The 24,990-nt window shown below is 36.6% G+C and carries 23 protein-coding genes, 1 riboswitch and 2 other annotated features; of the genes, 20 read left to right on the top strand and 3 right to left on the bottom strand.

Translation table 11 applies throughout. The features are described 5' to 3' along the window. The first annotated feature begins 127 nt into the window (after nucleotides 1-127). The 6 genes from JOC73_RS04485 to ptsP all read left to right on the top strand — a co-directional run bounded on the left by JOC73_RS04485 (nucleotide 128) and on the right by ptsP (nucleotide 5,795). Nucleotides 128-886: a DeoR/GlpR family DNA-binding transcription regulator gene (locus tag JOC73_RS04485; protein ID WP_204400666.1), complete on the top strand. Its 759-nt coding sequence runs from the start codon at nucleotides 128-130 to the stop codon at nucleotides 884-886. 12 nt (nucleotides 887-898) lie between these two features. Further along, the gene (pfkB, locus tag JOC73_RS04480) at nucleotides 899-1,828 is read left to right on the top strand and encodes a 1-phosphofructokinase (protein WP_204400665.1); all 930 of its coding nucleotides are present in this window, start codon (nucleotides 899-901) and stop codon (nucleotides 1,826-1,828) included. A 13-nt stretch (nucleotides 1,829-1,841) separates the two neighbouring features. Further along, nucleotides 1,842-2,285 carry a PTS sugar transporter subunit IIA gene (locus JOC73_RS04475; RefSeq protein WP_204400664.1) on the top strand — a complete coding sequence of 148 codons (444 nt, stop codon included), beginning with the start codon at nucleotides 1,842-1,844 and terminating at the stop codon, nucleotides 2,283-2,285. Between the two features lie 64 nt (nucleotides 2,286-2,349). After that, nucleotides 2,350-3,717, top strand: a complete 1,368-nt coding sequence (locus tag JOC73_RS04470; protein WP_207755053.1) for a PTS fructose transporter subunit IIC — start codon at nucleotides 2,350-2,352, stop codon at nucleotides 3,715-3,717. A gap of 92 nt (nucleotides 3,718-3,809) precedes the next feature. After that, on the top strand, nucleotides 3,810-4,076 hold the full coding sequence (locus JOC73_RS04465) for an HPr family phosphocarrier protein (protein WP_207755052.1): 267 nt from the start codon (nucleotides 3,810-3,812) through the stop codon (nucleotides 4,074-4,076). A gap of 15 nt (nucleotides 4,077-4,091) precedes the next feature. Beyond that, the gene (ptsP, locus tag JOC73_RS04460; protein WP_204400663.1) at nucleotides 4,092-5,795 is read left to right on the top strand and encodes a phosphoenolpyruvate--protein phosphotransferase; all 1,704 of its coding nucleotides are present in this window, start codon (nucleotides 4,092-4,094) and stop codon (nucleotides 5,793-5,795) included. Between the two features lie 121 nt (nucleotides 5,796-5,916). On the opposite strand, the gene tyrS is transcribed toward ptsP, so the two are convergent. Further along, complete coding sequence (gene tyrS / locus JOC73_RS04455) at nucleotides 5,917-7,140, bottom strand: tyrosine--tRNA ligase (RefSeq protein WP_204400662.1); 1,224 nt, start codon at nucleotides 7,138-7,140, stop codon at nucleotides 5,917-5,919. Between the two features lie 110 nt (nucleotides 7,141-7,250). Continuing rightward, nucleotides 7,251-7,456, bottom strand: a binding site (T-box leader). A 221-nt stretch (nucleotides 7,457-7,677) separates the two neighbouring features. Here tyrS and JOC73_RS04450 point away from each other — a divergent pair. The 8 genes from JOC73_RS04450 (at nucleotide 7,678) to JOC73_RS04415 (ending at nucleotide 17,932) form a co-directional block, all read left to right on the top strand. Beyond that, nucleotides 7,678-8,775 carry a hypothetical protein gene (locus tag JOC73_RS04450; protein ID WP_204400661.1) on the top strand — a complete coding sequence of 366 codons (1,098 nt, stop codon included), beginning with the start codon at nucleotides 7,678-7,680 and terminating at the stop codon, nucleotides 8,773-8,775. A 300-nt stretch (nucleotides 8,776-9,075) separates the two neighbouring features. Further along, complete coding sequence (locus JOC73_RS04445; protein WP_204400660.1) at nucleotides 9,076-9,999, top strand: YceG family protein; 924 nt, start codon at nucleotides 9,076-9,078, stop codon at nucleotides 9,997-9,999. 37 nt (nucleotides 10,000-10,036) lie between these two features. Beyond that, nucleotides 10,037-11,077 carry a toxic anion resistance protein gene (locus JOC73_RS04440; RefSeq protein ID WP_204400659.1) on the top strand — a complete coding sequence of 347 codons (1,041 nt, stop codon included), beginning with the start codon at nucleotides 10,037-10,039 and terminating at the stop codon, nucleotides 11,075-11,077. 206 nt (nucleotides 11,078-11,283) lie between these two features. After that, entirely contained in the window at nucleotides 11,284-11,985 is a 702-nt protein-coding gene (locus JOC73_RS04435; protein ID WP_204400658.1) for a DUF421 domain-containing protein, read from the top strand. 192 nt (nucleotides 11,986-12,177) lie between these two features. Further along, nucleotides 12,178-12,447, top strand: coding sequence for a hypothetical protein (locus JOC73_RS04430; RefSeq protein WP_204400657.1), 270 nt, complete (start codon nucleotides 12,178-12,180; stop codon nucleotides 12,445-12,447). 69 nt (nucleotides 12,448-12,516) lie between these two features. Further along, nucleotides 12,517-12,733, top strand: a binding site (T-box leader). A gap of 78 nt (nucleotides 12,734-12,811) precedes the next feature. Further along, complete coding sequence (gene leuS / locus JOC73_RS04425) at nucleotides 12,812-15,223, top strand: leucine--tRNA ligase (RefSeq protein WP_204400793.1); 2,412 nt, start codon at nucleotides 12,812-12,814, stop codon at nucleotides 15,221-15,223. A gap of 224 nt (nucleotides 15,224-15,447) precedes the next feature. Beyond that, nucleotides 15,448-16,494 carry a copper amine oxidase N-terminal domain-containing protein gene (locus JOC73_RS04420; protein ID WP_204400656.1) on the top strand — a complete coding sequence of 349 codons (1,047 nt, stop codon included), beginning with the start codon at nucleotides 15,448-15,450 and terminating at the stop codon, nucleotides 16,492-16,494. 346 nt (nucleotides 16,495-16,840) lie between these two features. After that, nucleotides 16,841-17,932, top strand: coding sequence for a metallophosphoesterase (locus JOC73_RS04415; protein WP_204400655.1), 1,092 nt, complete (start codon nucleotides 16,841-16,843; stop codon nucleotides 17,930-17,932). A 68-nt stretch (nucleotides 17,933-18,000) separates the two neighbouring features. Here JOC73_RS04415 and JOC73_RS04410 read toward each other — a convergent pair whose 3' ends face one another. Continuing rightward, nucleotides 18,001-18,780 carry an MBL fold metallo-hydrolase gene (locus JOC73_RS04410; protein ID WP_204400654.1) on the bottom strand — a complete coding sequence of 260 codons (780 nt, stop codon included), beginning with the start codon at nucleotides 18,778-18,780 and terminating at the stop codon, nucleotides 18,001-18,003. A 129-nt stretch (nucleotides 18,781-18,909) separates the two neighbouring features. After that, complete coding sequence (speD, locus tag JOC73_RS04405) at nucleotides 18,910-19,734, bottom strand: adenosylmethionine decarboxylase (protein ID WP_204400653.1); 825 nt, start codon at nucleotides 19,732-19,734, stop codon at nucleotides 18,910-18,912. Nucleotides 19,735-20,260: 526 nt separating this feature from the next. On the opposite strand from speD, the gene JOC73_RS04400 reads away from it, so the two are divergent. The 6 genes from JOC73_RS04400 (at nucleotide 20,261) to grdA (ending at nucleotide 24,988) form a co-directional block, all read left to right on the top strand. Next, nucleotides 20,261-20,731 (top strand): tRNA (cytidine(34)-2'-O)-methyltransferase, encoded by a 471-nt coding sequence (locus JOC73_RS04400; RefSeq protein ID WP_204400652.1) that lies wholly within the window; start codon nucleotides 20,261-20,263, stop codon nucleotides 20,729-20,731. 253 nt (nucleotides 20,732-20,984) lie between these two features. Continuing rightward, nucleotides 20,985-21,096, top strand: a riboswitch (glycine riboswitch). 219 nt (nucleotides 21,097-21,315) lie between these two features. Next, entirely contained in the window at nucleotides 21,316-21,705 is a 390-nt protein-coding gene (locus tag JOC73_RS04395; RefSeq protein WP_243427856.1) for a GrdX family protein, read from the top strand. Nucleotides 21,706-21,796: 91 nt separating this feature from the next. Then, nucleotides 21,797-22,744: a thioredoxin-disulfide reductase gene (gene trxB, locus JOC73_RS04390; protein WP_204400650.1), complete on the top strand. Its 948-nt coding sequence runs from the start codon at nucleotides 21,797-21,799 to the stop codon at nucleotides 22,742-22,744. Between the two features lie 39 nt (nucleotides 22,745-22,783). Continuing rightward, entirely contained in the window at nucleotides 22,784-23,101 is a 318-nt protein-coding gene (trxA, locus tag JOC73_RS04385; protein ID WP_204400649.1) for a thioredoxin TrxA, read from the top strand. A 68-nt stretch (nucleotides 23,102-23,169) separates the two neighbouring features. Then, nucleotides 23,170-24,456, top strand: coding sequence for a glycine/sarcosine/betaine reductase component B subunit (locus JOC73_RS04380; RefSeq protein ID WP_204400648.1), 1,287 nt, complete (start codon nucleotides 23,170-23,172; stop codon nucleotides 24,454-24,456). 61 nt (nucleotides 24,457-24,517) lie between these two features. After that, a complete protein-coding gene (grdA, locus tag JOC73_RS04375) occupies nucleotides 24,518-24,988 on the top strand; it encodes a glycine/sarcosine/betaine reductase complex selenoprotein A (RefSeq protein WP_204400647.1) in 471 nt (156 codons plus the stop codon). Nucleotides 24,989-24,990: the final 2 nt, after the last annotated feature.

Genomic DNA, 24,990 nt, shown 5'->3' with positions numbered 1-24,990 from the left:
ATTAGCCAATGATATAATATAAACCAATCATAAACAATCATAAATAATCAAATAAAATAATAAATATTACTAAAATCAATCATAAACCATCATCGAATAGAATAATGTATAAGAACGGGGGTTAAGAATGTTTGTTGAGGAACGTAAGTCTAAAATACTAGAGATTTTAAAAAATTCCCATAGAATTCAAGTCAATGACTTAACGGAAGCACTGGAGGTGTCGGAGTCAACCATTCGAAGAGATTTGCAGGATTTGGAGCAGGCGGGACTTTTAAAAAGGACCCACGGTGGGGCCGTTAAAGTTGAACATACAGGCTTTGAGGCAACAATGGGGGAGAAACAACTATCTAATATGGAGGAAAAAACAGAAATAGGAAAGCGAGCAGCAGCCCTGATATCCGATAATGATACGGTAATATTAGACGCAGGTACGACGACCTTACAGATCGCAAAACATATTAGGTCAAAGAACGTTACTGTGTTAACCAACTCTATTCTAATCGCCTCGGAGTTATCACAAAATCCAGATGTCCACATAGTCGTAACAGGGGGATATATCCGTAGGGAAACCGTTTCCATTGTAGGTCCCTTAACGGATAAGATTATTCAGAGTTTTAGGGTTGACAAAGTTTTCCTTGGAACCAATGGCATTACCCTACAGGATGGTTATACCACTCCAAACTTAGAAGAGGCCCACACCAAGAGGGTGATGATGAAATCAGCGAAGGAAATATATATTGTTGCAGACCATAGTAAATTTGGAAGGGTATCCTTTGCTAGATTTGCTAACTTAGAAGAAGTAGATGGAATAATAAGCGACTCAGGAGTAGATCAGCATATGGTTGATAAATTTGCCTCTAAGAATATTCAAATCATCTACAGTTAGAAGGAGGACAATATGATTACAACAGTAACACTTAATCCTGCCATCGATCAGAGTCTAGGATTTGAGGGACTTCAATTTGGGCAAGTAAATAGAGTAATAGAATCAAGATTAGAGGCGGGGGGGAAGGGAATTAATGTATCCAAGGTTCTCAAAGCCCTTGGCGAACCCTCTACTACAACAGGATTTATAGGTGGAGAAGCGGGTAAATGGCTTAATCAATGGTTAAAGAAGCAAGAGATTATGACGGATTTCGTAGAAACCGATGTGGAAACCCGAACCAACATTAAGATGATTGATTATAAAAGTAAGATTATAACTGATATTAATCATCCAGGGGGTCCTATAAAAGAGGAGTATCTAAAGATATTGCTTAACAAAAACAAGATGTTAGCACAAAAAAGTAAAGTTATGGTGCTATCGGGGAGTTTGCCAATGGATGTACCTACTAGCATTTACAAGAGTTTAGTTGAGATAGCCAACAGTAGTGGGTGTATTACAATCCTCGACTGTGAAGGAGAAGCTTTACTAAAGAGTATTGAGGCAATGCCCTTTATGATTAAACCAAATATCCATGAATTAGAAAATACTTTGAAAGTTAAAATAAGCAGTGAAGCGGACATTATTAACTATGGCAGTACTTTCCTAGACATGGGAGTTCGGATGGTGGTGGTTTCAATGGGGGAAGATGGAGCAATTCTAATGACTAATCAAGAGATGTTGAAGGCAGAAACAATTAAAGTTGAGGTAAATAGTACAGTGGGGGCTGGAGACTCCATGGTGGCAGCCTTTGCCTATGGACTAAAAAAAAGACTAGATCTAAAGGAAGTCTTTAAATTAGCCATAGCCTCCGCCACTCTAAGTGTAAGTAAAGGAACAACCCTCCATAGACTAGAGGAAATACAACGATATAGGGATAAAGTGAAAATTAGTAGACTAAGATAAAAGGAGAATTAATATGGAAATAAAAGATGTTTTAAATAAAAAATTAATGATTTTAGATCTTCAATCTAGCAGTAAAGAAGATGTGGTGATGGAATTAGTTAAGCCATTAGTAAAGGAGGGGATTGTAACGGAGGAGTCTCATTTTATTAAGACTGTGATGGATAGGGAAGCCCAGTCAACAACTGGAATAGGTATGGGCATAGCCATTCCCCATGGAAAGTCCTCTGTGGTGACAGAACCTTCAATTGTATTTGGGAAGTCTCAAAAAGGAATTGACTATGAAGCACTGGATGGAGAACCAAGTTATATTTTCTTTTTAATAGCAGTACCGGAAAATTCCGATGATCAACATTTAAGAGTACTAAGCCAGTTATCTCGAAGCCTCATGAGTGAAGAAATTCGAGAAAAATTATTAAAAGCTACTTCTGAAGAGGAAGTATTAAAAGCTTTTCAATAAAAAGAAACTAAGTATTAAGGTAACTACGTATTTTATTTTTTAAAAATAGTAAAGGGGGATCATTATGAAATTAATAGCAGTTACTTCATGTCCAACTGGAATAGCCCATACCTATATGGCAGCTGAAGCCTTAGAGAAGGCAGCGAAGAAGAAGGGTGTGGAAATTAAGGTTGAAACCCAAGGGTCTGTAGGAGTAGAAAATGAGTTAAGTACAGAAGACATTCAAGGGGCCCATGCAGTCATCATAGCAGCGGGAGCAAATGTATCAGAGGAAAGGTTTACACATAAAGCAATGTTAGAAGTTCCAATTTCAGAAGCAATTAAAGATGCAGAAGGAATAATTGAAAGGGCCTTAAAATTAGAAGCAAAGAAGCAAGATTTATCTCAAAAAGTATCAGAAATTAAAAAAGAAAGAAGTGAAAAAAGAACAGGTCCCTATAAGCATTTAATGAGTGGAGTTTCCTTTATGCTTCCTCTAGTGGTGGCAGGGGGATTAGCTATTGCCTTATCCTTTATATTTGGTATAGAAGCATTTAAAGTTGAAGGGACACTAGCAGCAGCTTTAATGCAAATAGGTGGTGGAGCAGCCTTTGCTCTAATGGTACCAATATTAGCAGGATATATTGCCTATTCCATAGCAGAAAGGCCAGGTTTGGCACCAGGATTAATTGGAGGTATGATTGCTTCTCAAATCGGTTCAGGATTCTTAGGTGGTATTATTGCAGGTTTTATTGCAGGTTATACAGCTGACTTCTTAAAGAAGAACATTAAGTTACCAAAGACGATGGAGGGCTTAAAGCCAGTATTAATATTACCTTTATTATCATCTCTAGTAGTGGGATTATTAATGATTTATGTAATTGGAATGCCTGTTAAAGGTATTATGGATGCCATGACCAACTGGTTACAGGGATTAACAGGATCAAATGCCCTATTATTAGGAGCTATTTTAGGGGCTATGATGGCCTTTGACATGGGGGGACCCATTAATAAAGCTGCCTATACCTTTGCTGTAGGACTTCTTGGATCTAATATATTTGAACCTCAAGCAGCAGTTATGGCAGCAGGTATGACGCCTCCACTGGGATTAGCATTGGCAACAGTTCTTTTCAAAAATAAATTTACAATGCCAGAAAAAGAAGCTGGTAAAGCTGCTTGGGTTCTTGGAATTTCCTTTATTACAGAGGGGGCTATACCATTTGCAGCAGCAGATCCCTTCAGAGTAATTCCTTCAATTGTAGCAGGTTCAGCAGTTGCAGGAGCATTATCAATGGTATTTGGGGCAACCTTGAGGGCTCCCCATGGTGGGATCTTTGTTCTTCCGATTCCAAATGCAGTAGGAAATCTAGGGGGCTATGTCTTAGCCATCTTAGCAGGTACAGTAGTAACTGCCCTATTAGTAGGGGGATTAAAGAAAAAAGTAGACCAGTAGTAAATATAATGGCAGAATAGGGGGAATGAATCCTTCTATTCTGTTTTCCACATAATAAACATGTATTAGTAATTATAGAAAGGATGAAGAAAATGATTAAGCAAACAGTTGTAGTTAATAATGGTTCGGGTCTACATGCAAGACCCGCAACACTTGTAGTCAAAGAAGCCAGTAAATTTGAGAGTGATGTTACCTTTATCAGTGGCACGGCAGAGGTAAATGCCAAGAGCATAATGGGAATTATGGCACTTGGGGCAAAACAAGGACAGTCAATTAATGTTAAGGTGGAGGGGAATGACGAGGAAGAAGCAATGAAGGCAATAATTGCTCTATTCCAATCTAATTTTGGTGAAGCCTAGAACAGGAGTGAAAATATGCTTAAAGGAATTGGAGCATCGCCAGGTATTGCAATAGGAAAAATATTTTTAATTGAGCAAGAAGAACTTAAGATTGAATGTAAAGCCATCAATGATAATCATATAGAAAAGGAAATAAAAAGACTAAAGAGTGCTTTAGTAAAATCTAGGGAACAAATACAAGAGATCAGAGAAAAAGCATCAACTGAACAGAGGAATATTTTAGAAGCCCACATAATGATTCTAGAAGATCCTGAATTAGTAAAGACAGTGGAAACAAAAATTCAGTCGGAAAAAATTAATTCAGAGGCTGCTTTACAAACGACTTTGGAGATGTTTGTAGCTATCTTTGAAGCAATGGAAGATGAATATATGAAGGAACGGGCAGCGGATATACGGGATGTGGGACAAAGATTATTGATGAATCTCCTCGGTAAAGAACAACTCAATCTAAAAAATCTAAAGGAACCAGTCATTCTAGTGGCCCGTGATATCACCCCTTCAGATACGGCCCAGATGGACCCTGAGAAAGTGATGGGCTTTTTGACGGATATAGGTGGACGAACCTCCCACAGTGCCATTATGGCAAGGTCAATGGAGATACCTGCAGTGGTGGGTTTAGGAAGGATTACAGAGAAAATCAAAACAGGGGATTTTGTAATTTTAGACGGAGAAACTGGGCAAGTATACATTAACCCTGAAGAAAAATTAGTAGACTTATATAATGAAGCAAAGGAAAAAGAACTGGCTGTAAAAAGGGGTCTAAGAGCCTTAATCAATAGGGAAACCATATCAAAGGATGGGAAAAAGGTGGAGTTAGGCTGTAATATAGGCAACCCTAATGATGCTGAAAAGGCCCACGAAAATGGTGCTGAGGGTATCGGACTATACAGAACAGAGTTCCTTTATATGGATCGATCCGACCTACCTTCTGAAGAAGAGCAATTTTCTGCCTACAAAAAAGTACTGGAAATTATGGGGGATAGACCCGTAGTCATTCGAACCTTAGATGTTGGAGGGGATAAAGAATTACCTTATCTACAGCTTCCTAGGGAGATGAATCCCTTCTTAGGGTATCGAGCTATAAGAATTTGCCTTGATCAGAAGGAAATTTTTAAAACCCAACTAAGGGCTTTACTAAGGGCTAGTACCTATGGAAATTTAAAAATCATGTATCCTATGATTTCCTCTGTGGAGGAGGTAAGGTCTGCTAATACAGTACTGGAGGAGGTGAAGGAGGAACTAGAAAGGGAAAATATTGCCTATTCAAAGGATATTGAAGTAGGAATCATGATTGAGATTCCTGCTGCGGCCATCATCTCAGATCTTTTGGCTAAAGAGGTAGATTTCTTTAGCATCGGCACCAATGATTTAATCCAGTATACTACTGCTGTAGATAGAATGAATGAAAAAATATCTCACTTATATAACCCCTTTAATCCTGCAGTATTACGCCTTATCCAGCAGGTTATTGTTAATGGTCACAGGGCTGGCATTTGGGTAGGAATGTGTGGTGAAGTTGCAGGAGACAAAAGGTTAATACCAATTCTGCTAGGAATGGGACTGGATGAATTTAGTATGAGTGCTGGAAATCTTTTACCTGCCCGACGGCAAATACATGGTCTCATCTATGAAGAAATGAAGAATATCAGCGAAAAAGTATTGGAGATGAGTACAGCAGAGGAAATACAACAGTTTCTAACCGAGGCTACATCCCAATGACAGACATTTAAGATATATTTATGGTAGATAAAGCTAAATTTGTTTAAATAAAACCCCCAATGTAGAAGTGATACAAAGGGGGTTTTGTGATTTACTTAATTGGTTTTACTTATTAATATTTTTAAACCAATTTAACCTGATGATATCCTTTTTTACCTTTTTTGATCATGATACTGCCATCCTTGAAGATTTCTGTAGTAATAGCAAAAGTAATATCAGTCACCTTTTCATCATCAATGGAGATTCCCCCCTGTTGCACTAGGCGACGACCTTCTCCCCTTGAAGCTGTTAGTTCAGTTTTTACCAGTAAACCTAGAATATCCATTCCTTCTAAATCAGCAATGGTAACATCAGTAGTGGGAACAGATCCAGCTAAAGGACCTTGACCAAATAAAGCTTTAGCAGCAGCTTCTGCTTTTTTAGCTTCATCTGTACCGTGGACTAGTTGAGTAACCTCGAAGGCAAGGATTTCCTTAGCTTTGTTAATCTCTGACCCTTCTAAAGCACCCAATCTTCTTACTTCCACCATTGGCAGGAAGGTTAACAGGGCAAGACATCTTTCAACATCTTTATCATCAACATTTCTCCAGTATTGGTAGAACTCAAAGGGGGATGTTTTTTCAGGATTTAACCAGATAGCTCCCGATTCAGTTTTACCCATTTTCTTACCTTCACTGGTGGTCAATAGGGTAAAGGTCATACCGTAGGCAGCTTCACCTTCGACTCGACGGATTAAATCGGCTCCAGCAATGATATTAGACCATTGATCATCTCCACCGAACTGTACACGACAGCCGTGTCTTCTAAATAGCTCTAGGAAGTCGTAGCTTTGCATAATCATGTAGTTAAACTCTAGGAAGGATAGCCCCTTTTCCATACGGCTTTTAAAACACTCAGCTGTAAGCATACGATTTACTGAGAAGTGCCTACCCATTTCCCTTAAGAAGGGTAAATATTGTAGATTCATCAACCAATCAGCATTGTTCACCATGATGGCATTACCTTCGGAGAAATCTAAAAAATTCTTTGTTTGCTCCATGAAGCAATCGGCATTATGTTGGATTTCCTCAAGGGTCATCATTTGTCTCATATCGGTCTTACCAGTAGGATCCCCCACCATGGCAGTTCCGCCGCCTAGTAGAAAAATAGGCTTATGACCAGCCTTTTGTAGATGGGACATAACAATGATTTGTAGGAAGTGACCTACATGTAGACTGTCGGCAGTAGGATCAAACCCAGTATAGAAGGTTACTGGCCCTTTTCCAAACAACTCTCTTATTTCGTCCTCGTGGGTTGCCTGTTGGATAAAACCCCGTTCCTTAAGCACATCAATAATATTAGACATATCTATACCTCCTTTATTTTTTAAAGATTAATACAAGTCAGAACTCTTAATTATGAATGAGTAATTATCGGCTATCTGCTTTCCTCAATAAAAAAAGGGCCTGCTCGTCTGTAAAGGACGAGAGAACCCGTGGTACCACCTTATTTTGCATATTCCTATGCCTCTAGCCATGTTAACGGATGGGAACCGTCGAAGCTTTTTACTTCGAAACTCCAAAGTGTATTTCATCCTTCCATGTGCTGTAGATTTTTCACCTACCAATCTACTCTCTAGCTTTGTAACCATGGGGATTACTAATCTTTTTCATAGTTTTTTCCAACAACTTATTTTAGTTATATTAACACAAAGCATAGGGGATTTCAAGGGTTAAATTGAATTTTAATAATTACATTATCCCCTATAGGGAGAAAAATATAACATCAAATAGAAAATATTGCTTATGTAAACTAGAAGGTTTTTTTAGTATAATTAACTTAAGTATTTTTTGATGATCGCTATAAACTTGTGGATGAGAGGATTTGGATGATGAGGGGACTAATGAAGAGAATCAATGTTAAAATAGCAGTATTTGTTATGCTAATAGTGGGGCTTACCCTATATACAGCCTATTCGATGCTAGCAGAGGAGGAAATATCTTTAGAAGAAGTAAGAGTTCTTGCTGCTGATGGTATGATTACACCAATAACAAAAGAAGATGTGACAGGTGAAGGGTCTGAAAAGATTGGCAAAGAACTACTAGAAGACACATTGGAGGAGCAGGTAGAAAACGAAATAGATAAAGAGGGCGGTCAAAACGAGAAAAAAGCAACAGAAGAAGTGAATCAATCAGACGATTTAGAAAAAGAAGAAAGAAAACAAGAAGAGTTGAGGAAAGCAGAGTTACTTAAAGAAGAAGAACGTAAAAGAGCAGTTTTAAGAGCAGAAGAGGCAAAAAGAGAAGAAACCAAGAAGCAAGAAGAAAACAAACAAATTGAAGCAAATCCCAATGCCCTTCAAGTGGACTTAAATTCCTATGTGCTGAATGTGATGAAGACCTATCCTAGAAATGGAAGCCATCCCTATCTCTTAAATAACGATTATCAAAACTACAATGGTGTTACAGCTAATATTAACTATCAAAACAAGTTGTTATTAAAGGCCCACCCAAGTGGTAGTCGTGCCAGCCATTGTTCAGGTCTTACTTTTGAAGTTTTCTTTAAAGCGATGCAGCAGAGAAATAAAGAAGCAGGTATTTCACCTGAGGATTTTAATGGTATGAGCTATGACCAATTATATAATTTTGCCATGACTTGGTATGTGGCTAATGGAAATAAGCAAAGTAGCAATATCGCCATCGCTGTAGAAAAGTATGGTATTGGACATAGGGTTTCAAACTTAGAAGATGCAAAACCAGGGGACTTCCTAGATTTTAGTCGAGAAAATAATACTGGGCATACAGTTGTTTTCCTTAACTGGATTCGAGACAACGGTAAAATTATAGGTCTAAGATATTGGTCAACCCAAGGTTCTACTAATGGGATTAATTATAATGAGGAATATTTCAATGTAGAAAAAAGTAATGGGACTAAATATGGTGATCTAATCATTGACCAGATTTATATTGCAAGGGTTACATCAATCAATAAATATAGATAAAGTATGTATAGAAAAAGACTAAATTTGTATGTAATATAAAAAAACCATATAATATAGATCAGCCCAAAGAAAAAAAGCTGATCTCTTTTTCTTTGCGGGTTAGATTTAAAATTCTAGTCTCCTCCAAAATTAGTATATCCCCAGCTAAAGGGAATTCTAAAAAGCAATTTGAAAAAATAAATGGTTAAATTTAGGAAAAAGTAGATATATTATATATAACAGGGGTATAAGTATCAATTATAATAAGTATACGTAGATACTAAAGACAGAGTAAAAACGATTTAAAGGAGGTCTTGATAAATGGTGGAGTCAACTGGAGGGGAGAAGAAAAAACGACAGGAGACAGTGGCATATCGAGCTTCCTTGGAAATCGATAAAATACTACATCAAGGGGAAAGTGGGATTTACCGTCCTTGGCAATTGGAAAATTATAAGGTTGTAACAAACACCCTAACAACCACCTATGATGAGTTTCTGATCCTTTGGTGGGAGGAGGCAAGATTTCGTGAAGGATTTAAGGTGGAGGACAATCAAATATATCTACCAAACATTTTTGCAAAGATAAATGGTACTACCTCTGATATAAATCTATATTGGAAGCAGATTAATAATTTAATAGAGGAACAAGAGTCCATTATATTTATTAAAAGAATACCCTTTACCATGTCCAATTTATCTAAAAAGCATTTGAGCTATTCCCATGTATTTGATGGAAATGGGAACTTGAATTTAGACAAAGTAAAGGAACTAAAGGAATATAAAATGCAATACTTAAGGACATCTGTACAAAATCTAATTCTCTATAAGTTAAATGAATTGATCTCCACCGATGGACTATTTATATGGCCTATGGAGATGGAATTTAAAAGCAGGATATTGGATACTATCTTAAACCTGAATCAGTCATACCTTGAGCTGATTCAAAAATTTGATTACCCCTATCATATACCAAAGCTACTCATTTATAATGGGGATGAAGGTGGCTTCACAAAGGAAGATTTTATTATATTAGCCTTTTTACATTTGGTTGGATTTGACATAGGTATTTTTACCCCAACAGGATTTAACAATATTGAAAATGGAATAGACCCTTCCTATTACGATATACATAAGTTGGAGCGGTTGGATTTCAATATAGAATTAAGCAATACACTAAATCAAACAGTAGAAGCAAAAGAAAAAACAAACCGATTGAAAAGAAGTTTTTTGTGGTTCTTTCAATAGAGAATTGATAAAAATTATATTTAAGGAGGACTTTTTTATGGATGGCCCATTGGAAACTACTAAAACCTCACAGGAGCTTATAAAAATTGCTGCACAACTTGATATTAAAAATCCCCAGTTAATTATGTCATATGGCGAAGAAACAGCTGTAGGAATCTCAAAATTCAGTGATCAGATATTATCCACTGTAACCAATTCATCTTTGGAGGATCGGGGTGAATTATTAAAGCAACTGACAGCCATTATGGAAAAGTTCGAGCCACAGGATTTTGAAGAAAAGAAGCAAGGTTTTTTAGGTAAGGTTTTGAATAAGATGAAGGATGATATTAACAAGCTAGTGGCTAAATATCAAAAAATGGATAAAGAAATATCAAAAATTTATGTGGAAATAAAAAAATATGAAGATGATATTAAAAAAAGCAATGAAATATTGGATGAGATGTATGAAAAAAATTTTCAATATTACGGGGAACTGGAAAAATACATAGAAGCTGGGTTTATGGTGATTGAACATGTAAAAAATCAAACCATTCTCCAATTACAGGAGAGCATTTTAATCTCCAATGAAGAGATGGACCAAATAGAGTTGAAAAATACTTATCAAGCATTGGAAATGATAGAGGCAAGGGTTCATGATTTAGAACTAGCTAAAATGGTATCCCTTCAAATGGCTCCTCAGATTAAGTTAATTCAGAAAGGTAATTATAACCTATTAAGAAAAATCAGTAGTGCCTTCGTCATTACATTACCTGTATTCAAGTTAACCCTTATGCAGGCAATGGCTATCAAAAAGCAAAAGATACAAAGTGATGCAATGAAGGCACTGGATGATAAAACCAATGAGTTGCTATTAAAAAATGCTGTGAATATCGCCAATCATTCTGTTGATCTTGCCAAATTAATATCCAATCCAAGTATTAAAATAGAAACCCTAGAGGAAACCTTTAATACAATCATCAGGGGAATTGATGAAACAAAAGAAATCGAAAGGGAAAATAAACACAATCGCGAGAATAGTAGACAGCGATTAGCAGAAATAAAACAACAGCTGGAAAGTAGGAGTAATAAAACTTCATAAAATTCTATAGTATCTGACTCCCAATGTATATCAAAGGGAGTTTTTTTATTGTCCTATTGCATGAGGGGATAGCTCTATTGGTAAGCGTACGTGAATTTGAAAACAATTGAGTTATAATGGTTTAAAATCCAAAGAGTTTCATATACTATACCCAACGATTTGCAAATCTACTTAAAAAACAGATAAAAAAGAGGTGTGGTGTATATATGCTTGACTCCCCCTTTGTTCAATTAACGCTGGAACTGGTGACAGGTTTTTTTGCTCTTTTTGCAGTAACTAAAGTCATCAGAAAGACCCAAATTAATGAGATCACTCCCTTTGACTTTATATCGGCTATTATTCTAGGGGAGTTGGTTGGAAATGCCCTATACGATGAGGAAGTGAAAATCTGGAGTGTAATATATGCCTTAGCATTGTGGGGGGCATTGATGTATGTAGTTGAAAGTATAACCCAGAAGTACAGAAAAACACGAAAACTTCTCGAAGGGGACCCAGCCATCATTATAAGGAATGGACAAATTGATTTTAACGTCATTAAAAAAGAAAAACTAGATATCAATGAGCTGTTAAGTATTCTAAGGCAAAAAGATGCCTTTTCTATACGGGAGATTGAATTTGCTATTTTGGAGCAGAGTGGAAACATTAGTGTTCTAAAAAAGTCTAAGTATAACAATCCGACTTTTGAAGATTTAAATCTACCTGACAAACCTATGTATATGCCCATCAACTTAATCCTTGATGGGGAGGTATTAGAGGACAATTTGAAGGTCATTGGTTTTGGGCGGGAATGGTTGGAGAATCAAGTTAAAACCTTCGGGGTAGATGAAATAAAGGATGTCTTTTTTGCTGACTGGAAACAAGATGAAGGTATTCATGTAGTTTCGCTGAGGAAAAATAAAAGCATATAAGCACCTCTACCCTTAGCTTGTAAATGAATAATAGCTTTTCCACTATACTTTATCAATCCCACATAATAACATGAAAAAACAGGTAAAAAACAATTGTAATTAAATTAATCTTTACCCAATTTTGGTTGAAAAGAAAAATACGGAAACTATTTTCCAAATTTCCATAGGATGTTATAAAAGGGAGTGTTTAAGTTGAAGTATAGTGTTCAGTTTTTAAAAGTAAGTAATATGGTGGTAAAGGAAGCAATAGCCACACCCATCAATGGTCGAATTACCGATATAGTAGATGTAGGAGAACATATTGCCGATGCAACCAAAAAGCTACTGGATGCAGGATACAAACTGTATCATATTGTTCCATTGGGCAGTGATGGTGAGAATGATCGACATAAATACATCTTCATAAAGAAGATTAAAGAAAAAGGTGAAAAATGTAAGTGCAAGGGGACTTGTAAGGATTAGATTCTCATAACAAAAATATATTATTGACATATAAAGAATATTTTGGTAGTATGTTTAGAAACAATAATATAAAACGCAACGATGGGAAGTAGTAGGTTACTTATTTGTTTTCAGAGAGCTACTGGTTGGTGGGAAGTAGTAACAATTGTGCTGAACTCGTCCTTGAGCTATTAGAATGAAATAGTAGTAATTCTAATCGGTTGACCCCGTTATGGTTTTGAGTGGATGACATAGTGTTAATCTATGTCATCAATTAGAGTGGTACCGCGGACCCTTCGCCTCTAGATTTGAGGTGATGGTCCTTTTTTAGTTTTTGATAATATTACTTAAATAAATCAAAAAAGGAAGTGATCTATTAATGGCAATGGAAAAACAGTATATTCCCAGTGATATAGAAGAAAAATGGCATGAAATTTGGGAGTCTAATAAAGCTTTTGAAACAACAGAAGACAAAACTAAACCAAAGTTTTATGCATTAATCGAGTTTCCCTATCCGTCTGGACAGGGGCTACATGTAGGTCATCCCCGTCCCTACACAGCAATGGATATCGTGGCAAGAAAAAGAAGACTAGAGGGTTATAATGTCTTATATCCCATTGGCTGGGATGCCTTCGGTCTGCCTACGGAGAACTATGCAATCAAGAACAAGATTCATCCTGCTATTGTGACGGAGAGAAATGTTGCTAGATATAAAGAACAGGTGCGATCTTTAGGCATTTCCTTTGATTGGTCAAGGGAGATCAATACAACAGACCCCAACTATTACAAATGGACCCAATGGATTTTCCTAAAGCTGTTTGAAAAGGGGTTAGCCTATAAAAAAGAAATTCCTATCAATTGGTGTACCGATTGTAAGGTGGGACTTGCAAATGAAGAAGTCGTAAACGGTGGATGTGAACGCTGTGGAGGGGAAGTTGTCCGAAAAGTAAAGAATCAATGGATGTTAAAGATTACTGAGTATGCTGAGAAATTGATTAAGGATTTAGACCTTGTTGACTATATTGAACGGGTAAAGATTCAGCAGAAGAATTGGATTGGCCGATCTGAGGGAATGGAGGTTGATTTTTCTGTTACCGAAGATGATGGAATAAAAGTGTATACCACTAGACCAGATACAATATTTGGTGCCACCTATATGGTTATTGCACCAGATCATCCAATAATCGAAAAACTACAGAAAAATATTAGGAACATGGCAGAGATAGAAGCCTATCGAGAAGAGGCCAATAAGAAATCAGAATTTGAAAGAACAGAGCTGGTAAAGGAGAAAACAGGATTGAAGGTAGAGGGGATTGAAGCGACTAACCCCGTTACTGGAGAAAACATTCCAGTCTTTGTATCGGATTATGTATTGATGTCCTATGGTACAGGAGCGATAATGGCTGTCCCTGCCCATGATAGCAGAGATTGGGAGTTTGCCAATCAGTTTCATTTGCCCATTATTGAGGTGATAGCTGGAGGAAATGTCAAAGAAGAAGCCTTTACAGATACGGAAGCGGATACGATGGTGAATTCAGGATTTTTAGATGGATTATCGGTGTCAGAGGCAAAGCTAAAAATCAGCAGTTGGTTAGAGGAAAAGGGGATTGGTGAGAGGAAGGTTAATTTCAAGCTGAGGGATTGGGTATTTTCACGTCAAAGATATTGGGGTGAGCCGATTCCATTGATATATTGCAAAGAATGTGGCTGGGTTCCTGTACCTGAAGAAGAACTACCACTACTACTACCAGATGTGGAAAGTTATGAGCCCACCGACAATGGGGAATCTCCTTTAGCTAATGTTACTGATTGGGTAGAAACAAATTGTCCCAAATGTGGTGGTAAAGGTCGAAGGGAAACGGATACAATGCCCCAATGGGCAGGCTCTTCATGGTATTTCCTTAGATACGCAGATCCCCACAATGACAAGGAACTAGCCAGTAAGGAAAACTTGGATTATTGGACTCCTATTGATTGGTATAATGGGGGTATGGAGCATACAACCCTACATCTACTTTACTCAAGATTTTGGCATAAATTTTTATATGATTGTGGCATCGTGCCCACTCCAGAACCCTATCAAAAACGTACTTCCCACGGAATGATTATGGGGGAGAATAATGAAAAAATGTCAAAATCCAGAGGAAATGTAATCAACCCAGATGACTTGGTAAATGAGTATGGAGCCGATACCCTTAGGATCTATGAAATGTTCATAGGTGACTTTGAGAAAAGTGTTCCCTGGTCTCACAATGGATTAAAGGGCTGTAGGCGATTCTTAGATAGAGTATGGAAACTTCAAACTATTTTAACTGAGGACACTGAGTTATCAAAGAAGTTAGAGGGGAATATTCATAAAACCATTAAAAAAGTCAGTGAAGACTTTGAACAATTGAAATTCAATACAGCAGTTGCCAGTATGATGAGTCAAGTAAATGATTTTTATGATCTTGGCTCAATTACAAAGGAGGATTTTAGAATTCTGTTAATCCTTTTAAATCCAGTAGCCCCCCATATTACGGAGGAACTATGGCAAGAATTAGAATTTGACGGTTTTGTTTATAAAGCCCAGTGGCCAAAATGGGAAGAGGTTAAAACCATTGATGAAGTAGTGGAGATCGTGGTACAAATCAATGGGAAACTAAAGGGAAAGGTTTCGCTTGCAAGAGGGGCAAAGAAGGAAGATGTCAAATCAAAAGTGATGGAGGAGCAATCAATATCTTCAGCTATTGCAAATAAAAGGATTGTGAAGGAAATCTTTGTACCAGATAAAATCTATAATATTGTGGTTAAATAAAAGAGTATTCATGATAATCATTTTTAATATAAACCTTATAATGAAGGATTTGCTAGTGAGAAGAGCTACGGAAATAGGGAGATTTCTGTAGCTCCTTTATTTATCATAAATTTCAGACTAGTAGATCTATATTTTATTTGATATGATACGAAACAAATTAATTTGTCTCTACGTCTAATTAATGAATAAGAAAAACACAAGAAATAAATAGGAGGGAATACAACATGAAATCAAACAAAGTAATGGTGGGACTACTTTCAGCATCAATTTTACTTACTGCTACCACAAGTGGCTTTGCTGCTGACATACAACCCTATTCAGCTATTAAGGATGGAGCGGATCAGAACAGTACTGTAGTAACCACGGAGATAAGCGAATCTCAACAAGCCCATTTCAATTGCTTTACAGGTACTGTCAAAGAAATAAGGGAACACGGGGGTATTGAGGGGGCTAAAATGTTTTTGGTGGAGGATGAAAGGGGAGGTGTAGCTAATATCATCATTTCTCAAGATACATACGTTGTGAATGCTACAGAGATTAAAGAAGGAGTAAAACTTACTGGTTTTTACGATGCTTTTGCTCCAATGATTATGATTTATCCAGCACAATACAATGCAAGGGTTGCAGTAGTAGGAGAACTGGAAGGAGCTATAAAAGTAGATGAGTTTGACAAGGGCTTCCTCAGTAGAGATCAGTCCTTAAAGTTAAATGTATCGGAGGATACTAAAATCGTTATGGAGGATGGTAGTGTCTTTGAAGGTAGTCTAGCAGATCGAGATTTAGTTGTCTTTTATGATATTACCACAAGAAGTATTCCAGCCCAAACGACTCCAAATAAGATTGTGGTATTGACAGAAAAAGCAGTGCCAGTGGGGGAGGAACCTATTGATGAGGATTTAGAAATGGGTATGGATTTTTCTACTATGGAGATCATTGTTGAGAATAGTATAATACCAGCTTCAGCTGCCTATATGAATGAATTAGGTTTTGTAATGGTTCCCCTAAGAAGTATAGCTGAATCTTTAGGGTATGAGATTAAATGGGATGGAGAAAACAAGCGGGTCATGATGGGAAAAGGGATATCCTTAACAATAGGAAAAGACTACTATACCTACATGAAAACTGCCCCTATTCAGTTGGGCTCTGCTCCAGAAATCAAGGACGGTAGCACCTTTGTTCCTCTAAGCTTCTTTAGGGATGTAGTGGGTATGAATAATGCGTATGTATTTGAGGGACAGATTGTGATAGATGATGGGGAGAAGATGGAGTAAGAAGCACAGTCTAGAGTAATAGAGCAGTAAGATAGTTAAAAGTGCACCGTATTGTAAAAACCAACAGCAACTTTACGTATTTCTATATGCGTAGGGATTGCTGTTTTTTCTATTTTAGAATGTATTGGCTTCTAAAGTGATGGCGGTTAGTCAACTTGATTATTGGTTAAAAATTCCTTATACTTTGAATATGTCTGTTGGACAATTATTACTGTAAGAAAAAAACAAAGATGAATAGTATGATAATAGAGGGCAAAGACGAGAATCTAAAATGTAACTTAAATGAAAGTTACTAGATTATACGGATAGGAATTTGAGCAAATATAACATACAAGGGGGGAGTAGATTGAAGAAAATAGCAACCTTCATGGTATTTCTTACAATTATGACAACGATCTATACTGGCATGAACTATTATGTTTATGACAACTTAATGATGGGCTTTGGTTTAGTGGAGGGGAGTAAGTTATTCTTAGAGATACTTTTTATTACGTTAGGTTCAGTTTTTATCATTAGCCGATTTCTCCAGATGAAATTTCCCGTTTATAGGCTTTCATATATTGGGAATACGTGGTTTGGGATTATATCCACGGCTTTAAGCATCTTTTTATTAAAGGACATCATATTATTATTCTTAGGTAGGAAGTATAATCCAGTGATTTTTCCTATTAGTCTAGGTGTCATTGTTATAGCAATATTTTGGTCTATTTACAAAGTATCAAAGGGGCCAGTGGTGAAGGAGGTTAAGATTCAAAGTAAAAAGCTTAAACTAGATCGTGATCTAAGCATTGTTTTATTATCCGACATACATTTAGGGATGATGACATCACTGAAATGGGTAAGGTCAATGGTGCAGCAGGTAAATAAATTATCACCAGATGTTATAGTGATAACAGGAGACTTGGTGGATGATGAGTACAAATATGTTGAAAGATTTGAAGCTCTACTGAGGGAATTTAAGAGCAAATATGGGGTGTATGCAATAGCTGGCAACCATGACCATTATAGGGGAATGAAGGAGTATAAAACCTTTTTAGGCAAGGCTAATATTAAGCTACTAATGAATCAAGGGATAGAAGTGAATGATGAACTGCAATTACTGGGGTTGGATGAAGGGGTGGCTAGATATAACAAGCCATTATTTAAACAAGTCTTGTCCCAATCAAAAGAGAGTCACTACAATGTATTACTATCCCATCAGCCATTATTCTTCCGTCAAGCAGTGGAAATGGGGGTGGATTTACAGCTTTCAGGACATACCCACAAGGGGCAAATACTACCATTAAGTTTGATGATTAACTTATTTTATAGATATGCCTATGGACTATATCAATATCGAGAGGGTCATATCTATACCACTTCTGGAACAGGTACATGGGGTCCCCCAATGAGGTTGTTTTCCGATTGTGAGATTGTGAAGTTAGTAATCTATCAATAAGAACACTGCAAAACGCCAGCAACCTTACGTATTTTTGTATACGTACCGGTAGCTGGCGTTTTTTTACTTTAAATCTTACCTCTGCAACAGGCAGGATGAGGCAAATTCTTACTAAACTGAATCATCTGTCCCCGCTGTTGAATTAAAGCGCTAGGGATTGAGTGACAGAGCATTTTATCTAAAAATTCTTTTGTAATATGGTACTGGTCTCCAAAATGGATGGGGACTAATAGTTTAGGTTGTAAAACTTGGGCAAAATATTGACCTGCTAGATGGAATGATTCTTCAAGTCGTGGATCAACAGGAACAAAGGCAATATCAACTTTTTCTGTGATTTTATTAACCTCAAACTTAAAATCTTCTTCTTCTTTAATTTGTTGCTCTTCAGTGAAGCTCTTCCAGTTCCACCAGTTTAAATCCCCTGAATGATAAATGTGTAGACCATCCACCTCCACCATAAAGGAGCCTCCTCTATCGGTGGTGCCGTAGGCTTTAATTAGCGTTTTATCCTCTATCGCTACAGACTCATATACTTTTAAGGTATAAGCGTTTTTAATGTGGGAAGGAATCTCAATTTCATCTGCAAAGATATAAGAAATATTGGGGTTGGCATCCTGCCATTGGAAAATTACAGGATTAAAGTGATCCCTATGATTGTGGGTAACAAGTACCAGTACATTTTTCTTGTCCTTCAATAGTTCAGCAGTAATAACGCCATTTTCTAAAGTTCTGGTCTGCCCTTCAAGTACTTCATCTAGGTAATAATCAAAAATTACAAAATGATTAGAGGTTTCAACTGCAAAACCACTGTGGAAAAGGTGATGAATCTTTGCTTCCAATTTAGCCATTTGGTGACCTCCTTTGATTATCTATAATATAATCATACCAAAATATCATCAAAAATAAACGAATTAGTTTGCTAATAATACTGAACTCAAAAAATTTAAAACGGTTACAGATAAACTGTAACCGTTTAATTATACTTTTGGAATATTTCTTCCGTAGAAGATTTCTGCCATCTCTTTTTTCAATCTTTGCTTTATCTTCTTTTTTTCACCAGGCAATAGGTCTTTTTTGGTAATACCGAATAGGTAGTTATCTAAATCAAATTCCTTAAGAATCATCTTGGTATGGAAGATATTTTCTTGATATACGTTCACGTCGATCATTTGATATCTATTTCTAGTCTCACCAGCAATGTAGTTTTGAATAGAATTAATCTTGTGATCAATGAAAAATTTCTTACCAGTCACGTCTCTAGTAAAGCCTCTAACTCTGTAGTCAATATACATAATATCAGAATCAAAACTATGAATCAGATAATTTAGAGCCTTTAGGGGAGAAATATGTCCACAGGTAGAAACGTCAATATCCGCCCTAAAGGTACTGATACCTTCATCGGGATGACTTTCTGGATAAGTATGGACTGTAATATGACTCTTATCTAAATGGGCAACTACACCATCTGGTAAAGGTCCTGGGGCTTCACTGTTGTGATCTTCTTCGCCGTGATTTTCATTGGAAGCTACTAAGCCTTCTGAAACCAGCATGGTAACACTGGCACCTTGGGGATCATAGTCTTGCTTTGCAATATTTAATATGTTGGCACCAATAATGTCTGCTACGTTAGTCAAGATATTGGTCAATCTCTCAGCACTATACTGTTCATCTATATATTCAATATAATTCTTCCGATCTTCCACAGTTTTGGCATAACAGATGTCATACATATTAAAGCTTAGGGTTTTAGTTAGGTTATTAAAACCGTATAATTTTAGTTTTTTCAATGGTTTAACGTCCATATCTTAAATTAGCCTCCTCCTTTGCATTAGTCTATATAAATAATAACTCTATTATTTATTATTCCTTGCGATTACAATTATAAACCTCTTGAAGAAATATATCAAGTAATTTAAATAACTTAAAAAGTATTTATATTTATGTAGTCGATGGATAGCAATAAAATCCTTTAAAAAAGCGAAAAAGGACCAATAAACCTAAAAATCAACACACAAAAAACCTATACTAGTTAAGAAATATGGTATAATTTATTTATTGTCCAGGAAATCATTATTTAGACTACAGGAATGAGTATAGAAATGTTAGACACAAATATGGGGCAAACTACTACAGCTAAAAATACCGCTATTCATCTTTTAAATGAGGGCTGTAAAATCGACATTACACCGCCGACGCTTAGCTGTGAGGGCAAAATAGTCAGTATTCAATAATTATTAATTAATAATTACTAATTACTAATTAATAACTAATAAATAATAAATATTAAATATTAAATAAACCTAAATAAATATAGTAGGAGGAAAACACATGCCATTAAACGTGGTTTTATTTGAGCCAGAGATTCCGCAAAACACAGGCAATATCGCAAGAACCTGTGTGATTACCAATTCCATACTACACATAATTGGACCCACGGGCTTTTCTTTAGATGAAAAACATGTTAAACGGGCTGGATTGGATTATTGGGACTTGTTGGATTTAAGGTATTACGATCATTATGAAGCATTTTTAGTAGCTAACCCAAATGCAAAAGTCTATTACTGTGAAACAAGGACCCAGACAGTATATAGTGACGTAGATTTCCCAGAAAATTGCTATATTATGTTTGGGAAGGAGACTACAGGTATTACAAAGTCAATTCTAGAAGCAAATCCTGATAATTGTATTCGTATACCAATGTTCCAGCATGAAAAAGCAAGGTCTCTAAATCTATCCAACACTGTAGCGATAGTAGTCTATGAAGTTTTAAGGCAATGGAATTATCCAGGTATGGTTTAAAAGCAGGGTATAAAACCATCAGTCCAATATTGTGAAAATTTAAAATCGTTATTGGTTCATGGGTTTTGATATGCCTTTAACAGTGCAAAATGCTCATTTATACAAAATAATAAAAATTACGATAAAAAAATACATTAAATTCATAATAAAAAGTGTTGCCACTGTCGAGGGTCTATAATATAATGAGTATTGTAATAGGAAATAACAATACATAAATTCATTGAAAAAAATTATAATTCAATATATTTACTGGAAGATAAATGCGGGAGAGACTCATTCCACTAGGATTGGGCGCCGAAGGAACAAGCTAAGGACTGCGCCAGATTCTTAGTGAACATCTCAGGCAAAAGGACCGTGTTTGGACAGTACTCTGGAAAGCGGGAGCACCGAAGGAGCAATTTCTATTTCTTACTTATATAGGGTAAGCTGGAAAGAATCTCTCAGGTTTTAAGAACAGGGACAACTATGGTAGAGGCGTTTTCATAGTTATTCCTGTTTTTTGTTTTTGTATAATTGTATATTTTTCTTGAAACTTGGAGATATCTAACAAACAGGTGGGTATGTCTTATAATGAGGTGTTAATATTGAAAAAGAAAGCTACAATCATTACCAACAACAAAGTTGTCTTAGATAAATACAATGATAAATTTCATTTAGAATTCATTGACGGAACACTGTTGGAGGTATTGAAGATTACACGAGATAAAATTCATGAAGGACATAAGTTGCTTACTCATCCTCTATCTGGTAGTGTAAAACCAAATGAAACCGTTTACAAAAGTGTGTTGGTTTCCAATGAAAAGGGTAAACTGGATATGGACTCCTTAATGATTATAGAATCAGCCATAGAGACGGCTGAAAAGTTCATTAATATGAAGCGACCGCCCCAATGGAACGAAGGGATATTGGAGGACTTTATGGAGATTGACTGTACTTTAATAGATAGTGGAATTGAAAGTATGAAGGGTTTCTAGAAAGGGTTTTCTTCAAAATGGTCTATTGCTTAGACTTTTGATAGATTTAGTACATAACAAACAATTATTTTAAATAAGGAGTGAATAGCAAATGGAAAAAATCTATGACGTTGTCATCATTGGTGCTGGTCCAGCAGGTTTATCAGCAGGATTATATGCAGCTAGAGCAAAAATGTCTACTCTAATTTTAGAAAAAAGTAAGACAGGTGGACAAATTGCAACTACAGAAGAAGTTGCCAACTATCCAGGATCTATTGAGCATGCATCTGGACCTTCTCTAACTGCAAGAATGGTAGAACAGTGTAAAGAGTTTGGTGCAGAGATGGAAAAGGACACTGTAGTTTCTGTAAATTTTGATGAACCAATTAAAGTAATTCAAGGTGAAAAGAATACTTACCATGCAAGAGCGGTAATCGCTGCTCCAGGGGCAAGTCCAAGATTATTGGGCGTACCAGGTGAGAAAGAATTAACTGGTAAAGGTGTATCCTACTGTGCAACTTGCGACGCTGACTTCTTTACAGATTTTGAAGTATTCGTTGTAGGTGGAGGAGACTCTGCAGTTGAAGAAGCAATGTTCTTAACTAAGTTTGCCCGTAAGGTAACGATTGTACATAGAAGAGAAGAATTAAGAGCAGCAAAATCAATTCAAGAGAAAGCTTTCAAAAATCCAAAGATTGATTTTATGTGGAATACGGCAATTAAAGAAATTAAGGGAGACGGTGTAGTAGAAGCTGTTACTTTCGAAAACTTAGTAACTGGTGAAATTACTGAATACGAAGCCCATGAAGATGATGGTACTTTCGGTATCTTCTGTTTTGTTGGTTACCTTCCACAAACTGATTTATTCAAAGGTCTTTTAGACATGGATAAAGCAGGTTACTTCATTACAGATGACAATATGAAGACTAACGTTCCAGGCGTATATGCGGCTGGGGACTGTAGAGTTAAGTCTTTAAGACAAGTAGTTACTGCTGTGGCAGACGGAGCAATTGCAGCTGTTCAAGCTGAAAAATATATTGATCATACATTCCACGAATAAGCTTTTTTATAAAAGGTTATTTTAAGGAGGTGAAGAGGGATGTTAGCAATCGATAAGGATACATTTGAAGCAGAAGTGCTTCAAGCAGAAGGATATGTTTTAGTAGACTTTTGGAGTGATGGTTGTGAGCCTTGTAAAGCATTAATGCCAGACATTGAAGTTTTAGAAGAGCAATATGGCCAACAAGTTAAGTTTACAAAGCTTAATACTACTCAAGCAAGAAGACTTGCCATCAAAGAGAAAGTATTAGGATTACCAACAATCTGCATCTACAAAGATGGTGCAAAAATTGATGAGGTAACTAAAGAAGATGCAAATAAAGCCAACATTGAGGCGATGATTAAGAAGTACGTATAGTACTACTGTATTTTAATTTTGGGCCTTTCTTAGCAAAGGCCCGTTACAAATAAAGGGAGGTGAAGCTTGTGCGATTAGAATTAGGTAAAATCTTTATTAACGATGTACAGTTCGCTGACACAACTAAAGTTGAAAATGGTGTTTTATACATCAATAAAGAGGAAATGATCCAAGAAATTGGTGGAGATGAGCACATTAAAAGCATAGATGTTGAATTGGCTCATCCAGGTGAAGAGGTTAGAATCACACCTGTAAAGGATGTTATCGAGCCAAGAGTTAAAGTAGAAGGTCCAGGAGGAATTTTCCCTGGGGTTTTAAGCAAGGTTGATACAGTTGGAACAGGTCGCACTCATGCATTAAAGAATGTAGCGGTTGTTACTGCTGGTAAAATTGTTGGTTTCCAAGAGGGAATTATCGACATGACAGGTCCTGGTGCAGAGTATACTCCATTCTCTCAACTACACAACGTTGTAGTAATCGCAGAGCCTATCGATGGTTTAAAGCAATATGACCACGAAGCTGCTGTAAGAATGATTGGTTTTAAAGCTGCTGCTTACTTAGGTAAGATTGCTAAAGACCTTCAACCAGACGAAGTTAAAGTATATGAAACTGAGCCTCTATTAGAATCAGTTCAAAAGTACCCAAATCTTCCAAAGATTGGATATGTATACATGCTTCAAACACAAGGACTGCTTCATGATACTTATGTATATGGTGTAGATGCTAAGAAAATTGTACCTACATTATTATACCCAACTGAGATTATGGATGGAGCAATCATCAGCGGAAACTGTGTATCTGCTTGCGATAAGAACCCATCTTATGTTCATATGAACAACGGTATCATCGAAGAGCTTTATGAGCAACACGGTAAAGAAATCAACTTTGTTGGTGTAATCATCACTAACGAAAACGTATATCTTGCTGATAAAGAAAGATCATCTAACTGGACTGCAAAACTTTGTAAGTACTTAGGATTAGATGGTGTAATCGTTTCTCAAGAAGGTTTCGGTAACCCAGATACTGACCTGATCATGAACTGCAAGAAGATCGAAGCTCAAGGCGTTAAGACAGTTATCGTAACTGACGAATATGCTGGTAGAGATGGTGCTTCGCAATCTTTAGCTGATGCTGATGTTGCTGCTAATGCAGTAGTAACAAACGGTAACGCTAACGAAACAATCGTATTACCTCCAATGAAGAGAGTAATTGGAACAACTAAATTCGTAGATGTAATTGCTGGAGGATTCGATGGTTCTTTAAGACCAGACGGTAGTATTGAAGTTGAAATCCAAGCGATCACAGGTGCTACAAACGAAACAGGTTTCGTTAAGTTATCTGCTAAAGGTTACTAATAGTTACCTAAATTAAACCCATTAAAATGGTAAAAATAAAAATTCAGGAAGGATGGTTAGAATGTCTTTATTTGATGGAAAGAAAGTTATCATCATTGGCGATAGAGATGGAATCCCAGGTCCAGCTATCGAAGAATGTTTAAAGGCAACTGGCGCAGAAGTATTATTCTCTGCTACAGAATGTTTTGTCTGAACCGCTGCAGGCGCTATGGACCTAGAAAACCAAAAGAGAGTTAAGGATTTTACTGAGAAATTCGGTGCTGAAAATGTTATCGTACTTCTTGGTGCAGCTGAAGCTGAATCTGCTGGATTAGCAGCAGAAACTGTAACAGCAGGAGACCCTACTTTCGCAGGTCCTTTAGCAGGAGTCCAGTTAGGACTTAAAGTATTACACGCTGTAGAGGCTGAATTCAAAGAAAACGTTGATGCAACTGTATTCGACGATCAAATCGGTATGATGGAAATGGTTCTTGATGTAGATGCTATTTCAGCTGAAATGAACGACATCAGAAGCCAATTCTCAAAATACTAATT

It is taken from the genome of Alkaliphilus hydrothermalis (assembly GCF_016908555.1).
Classification (GTDB): Bacteria; Bacillota; Clostridia; order Peptostreptococcales; family Natronincolaceae; genus Alkaliphilus; species Alkaliphilus hydrothermalis.
Note: the sequence above shows the minus strand (reverse complement) of the source record. Positions and strands in the feature narration are given on the sequence as shown.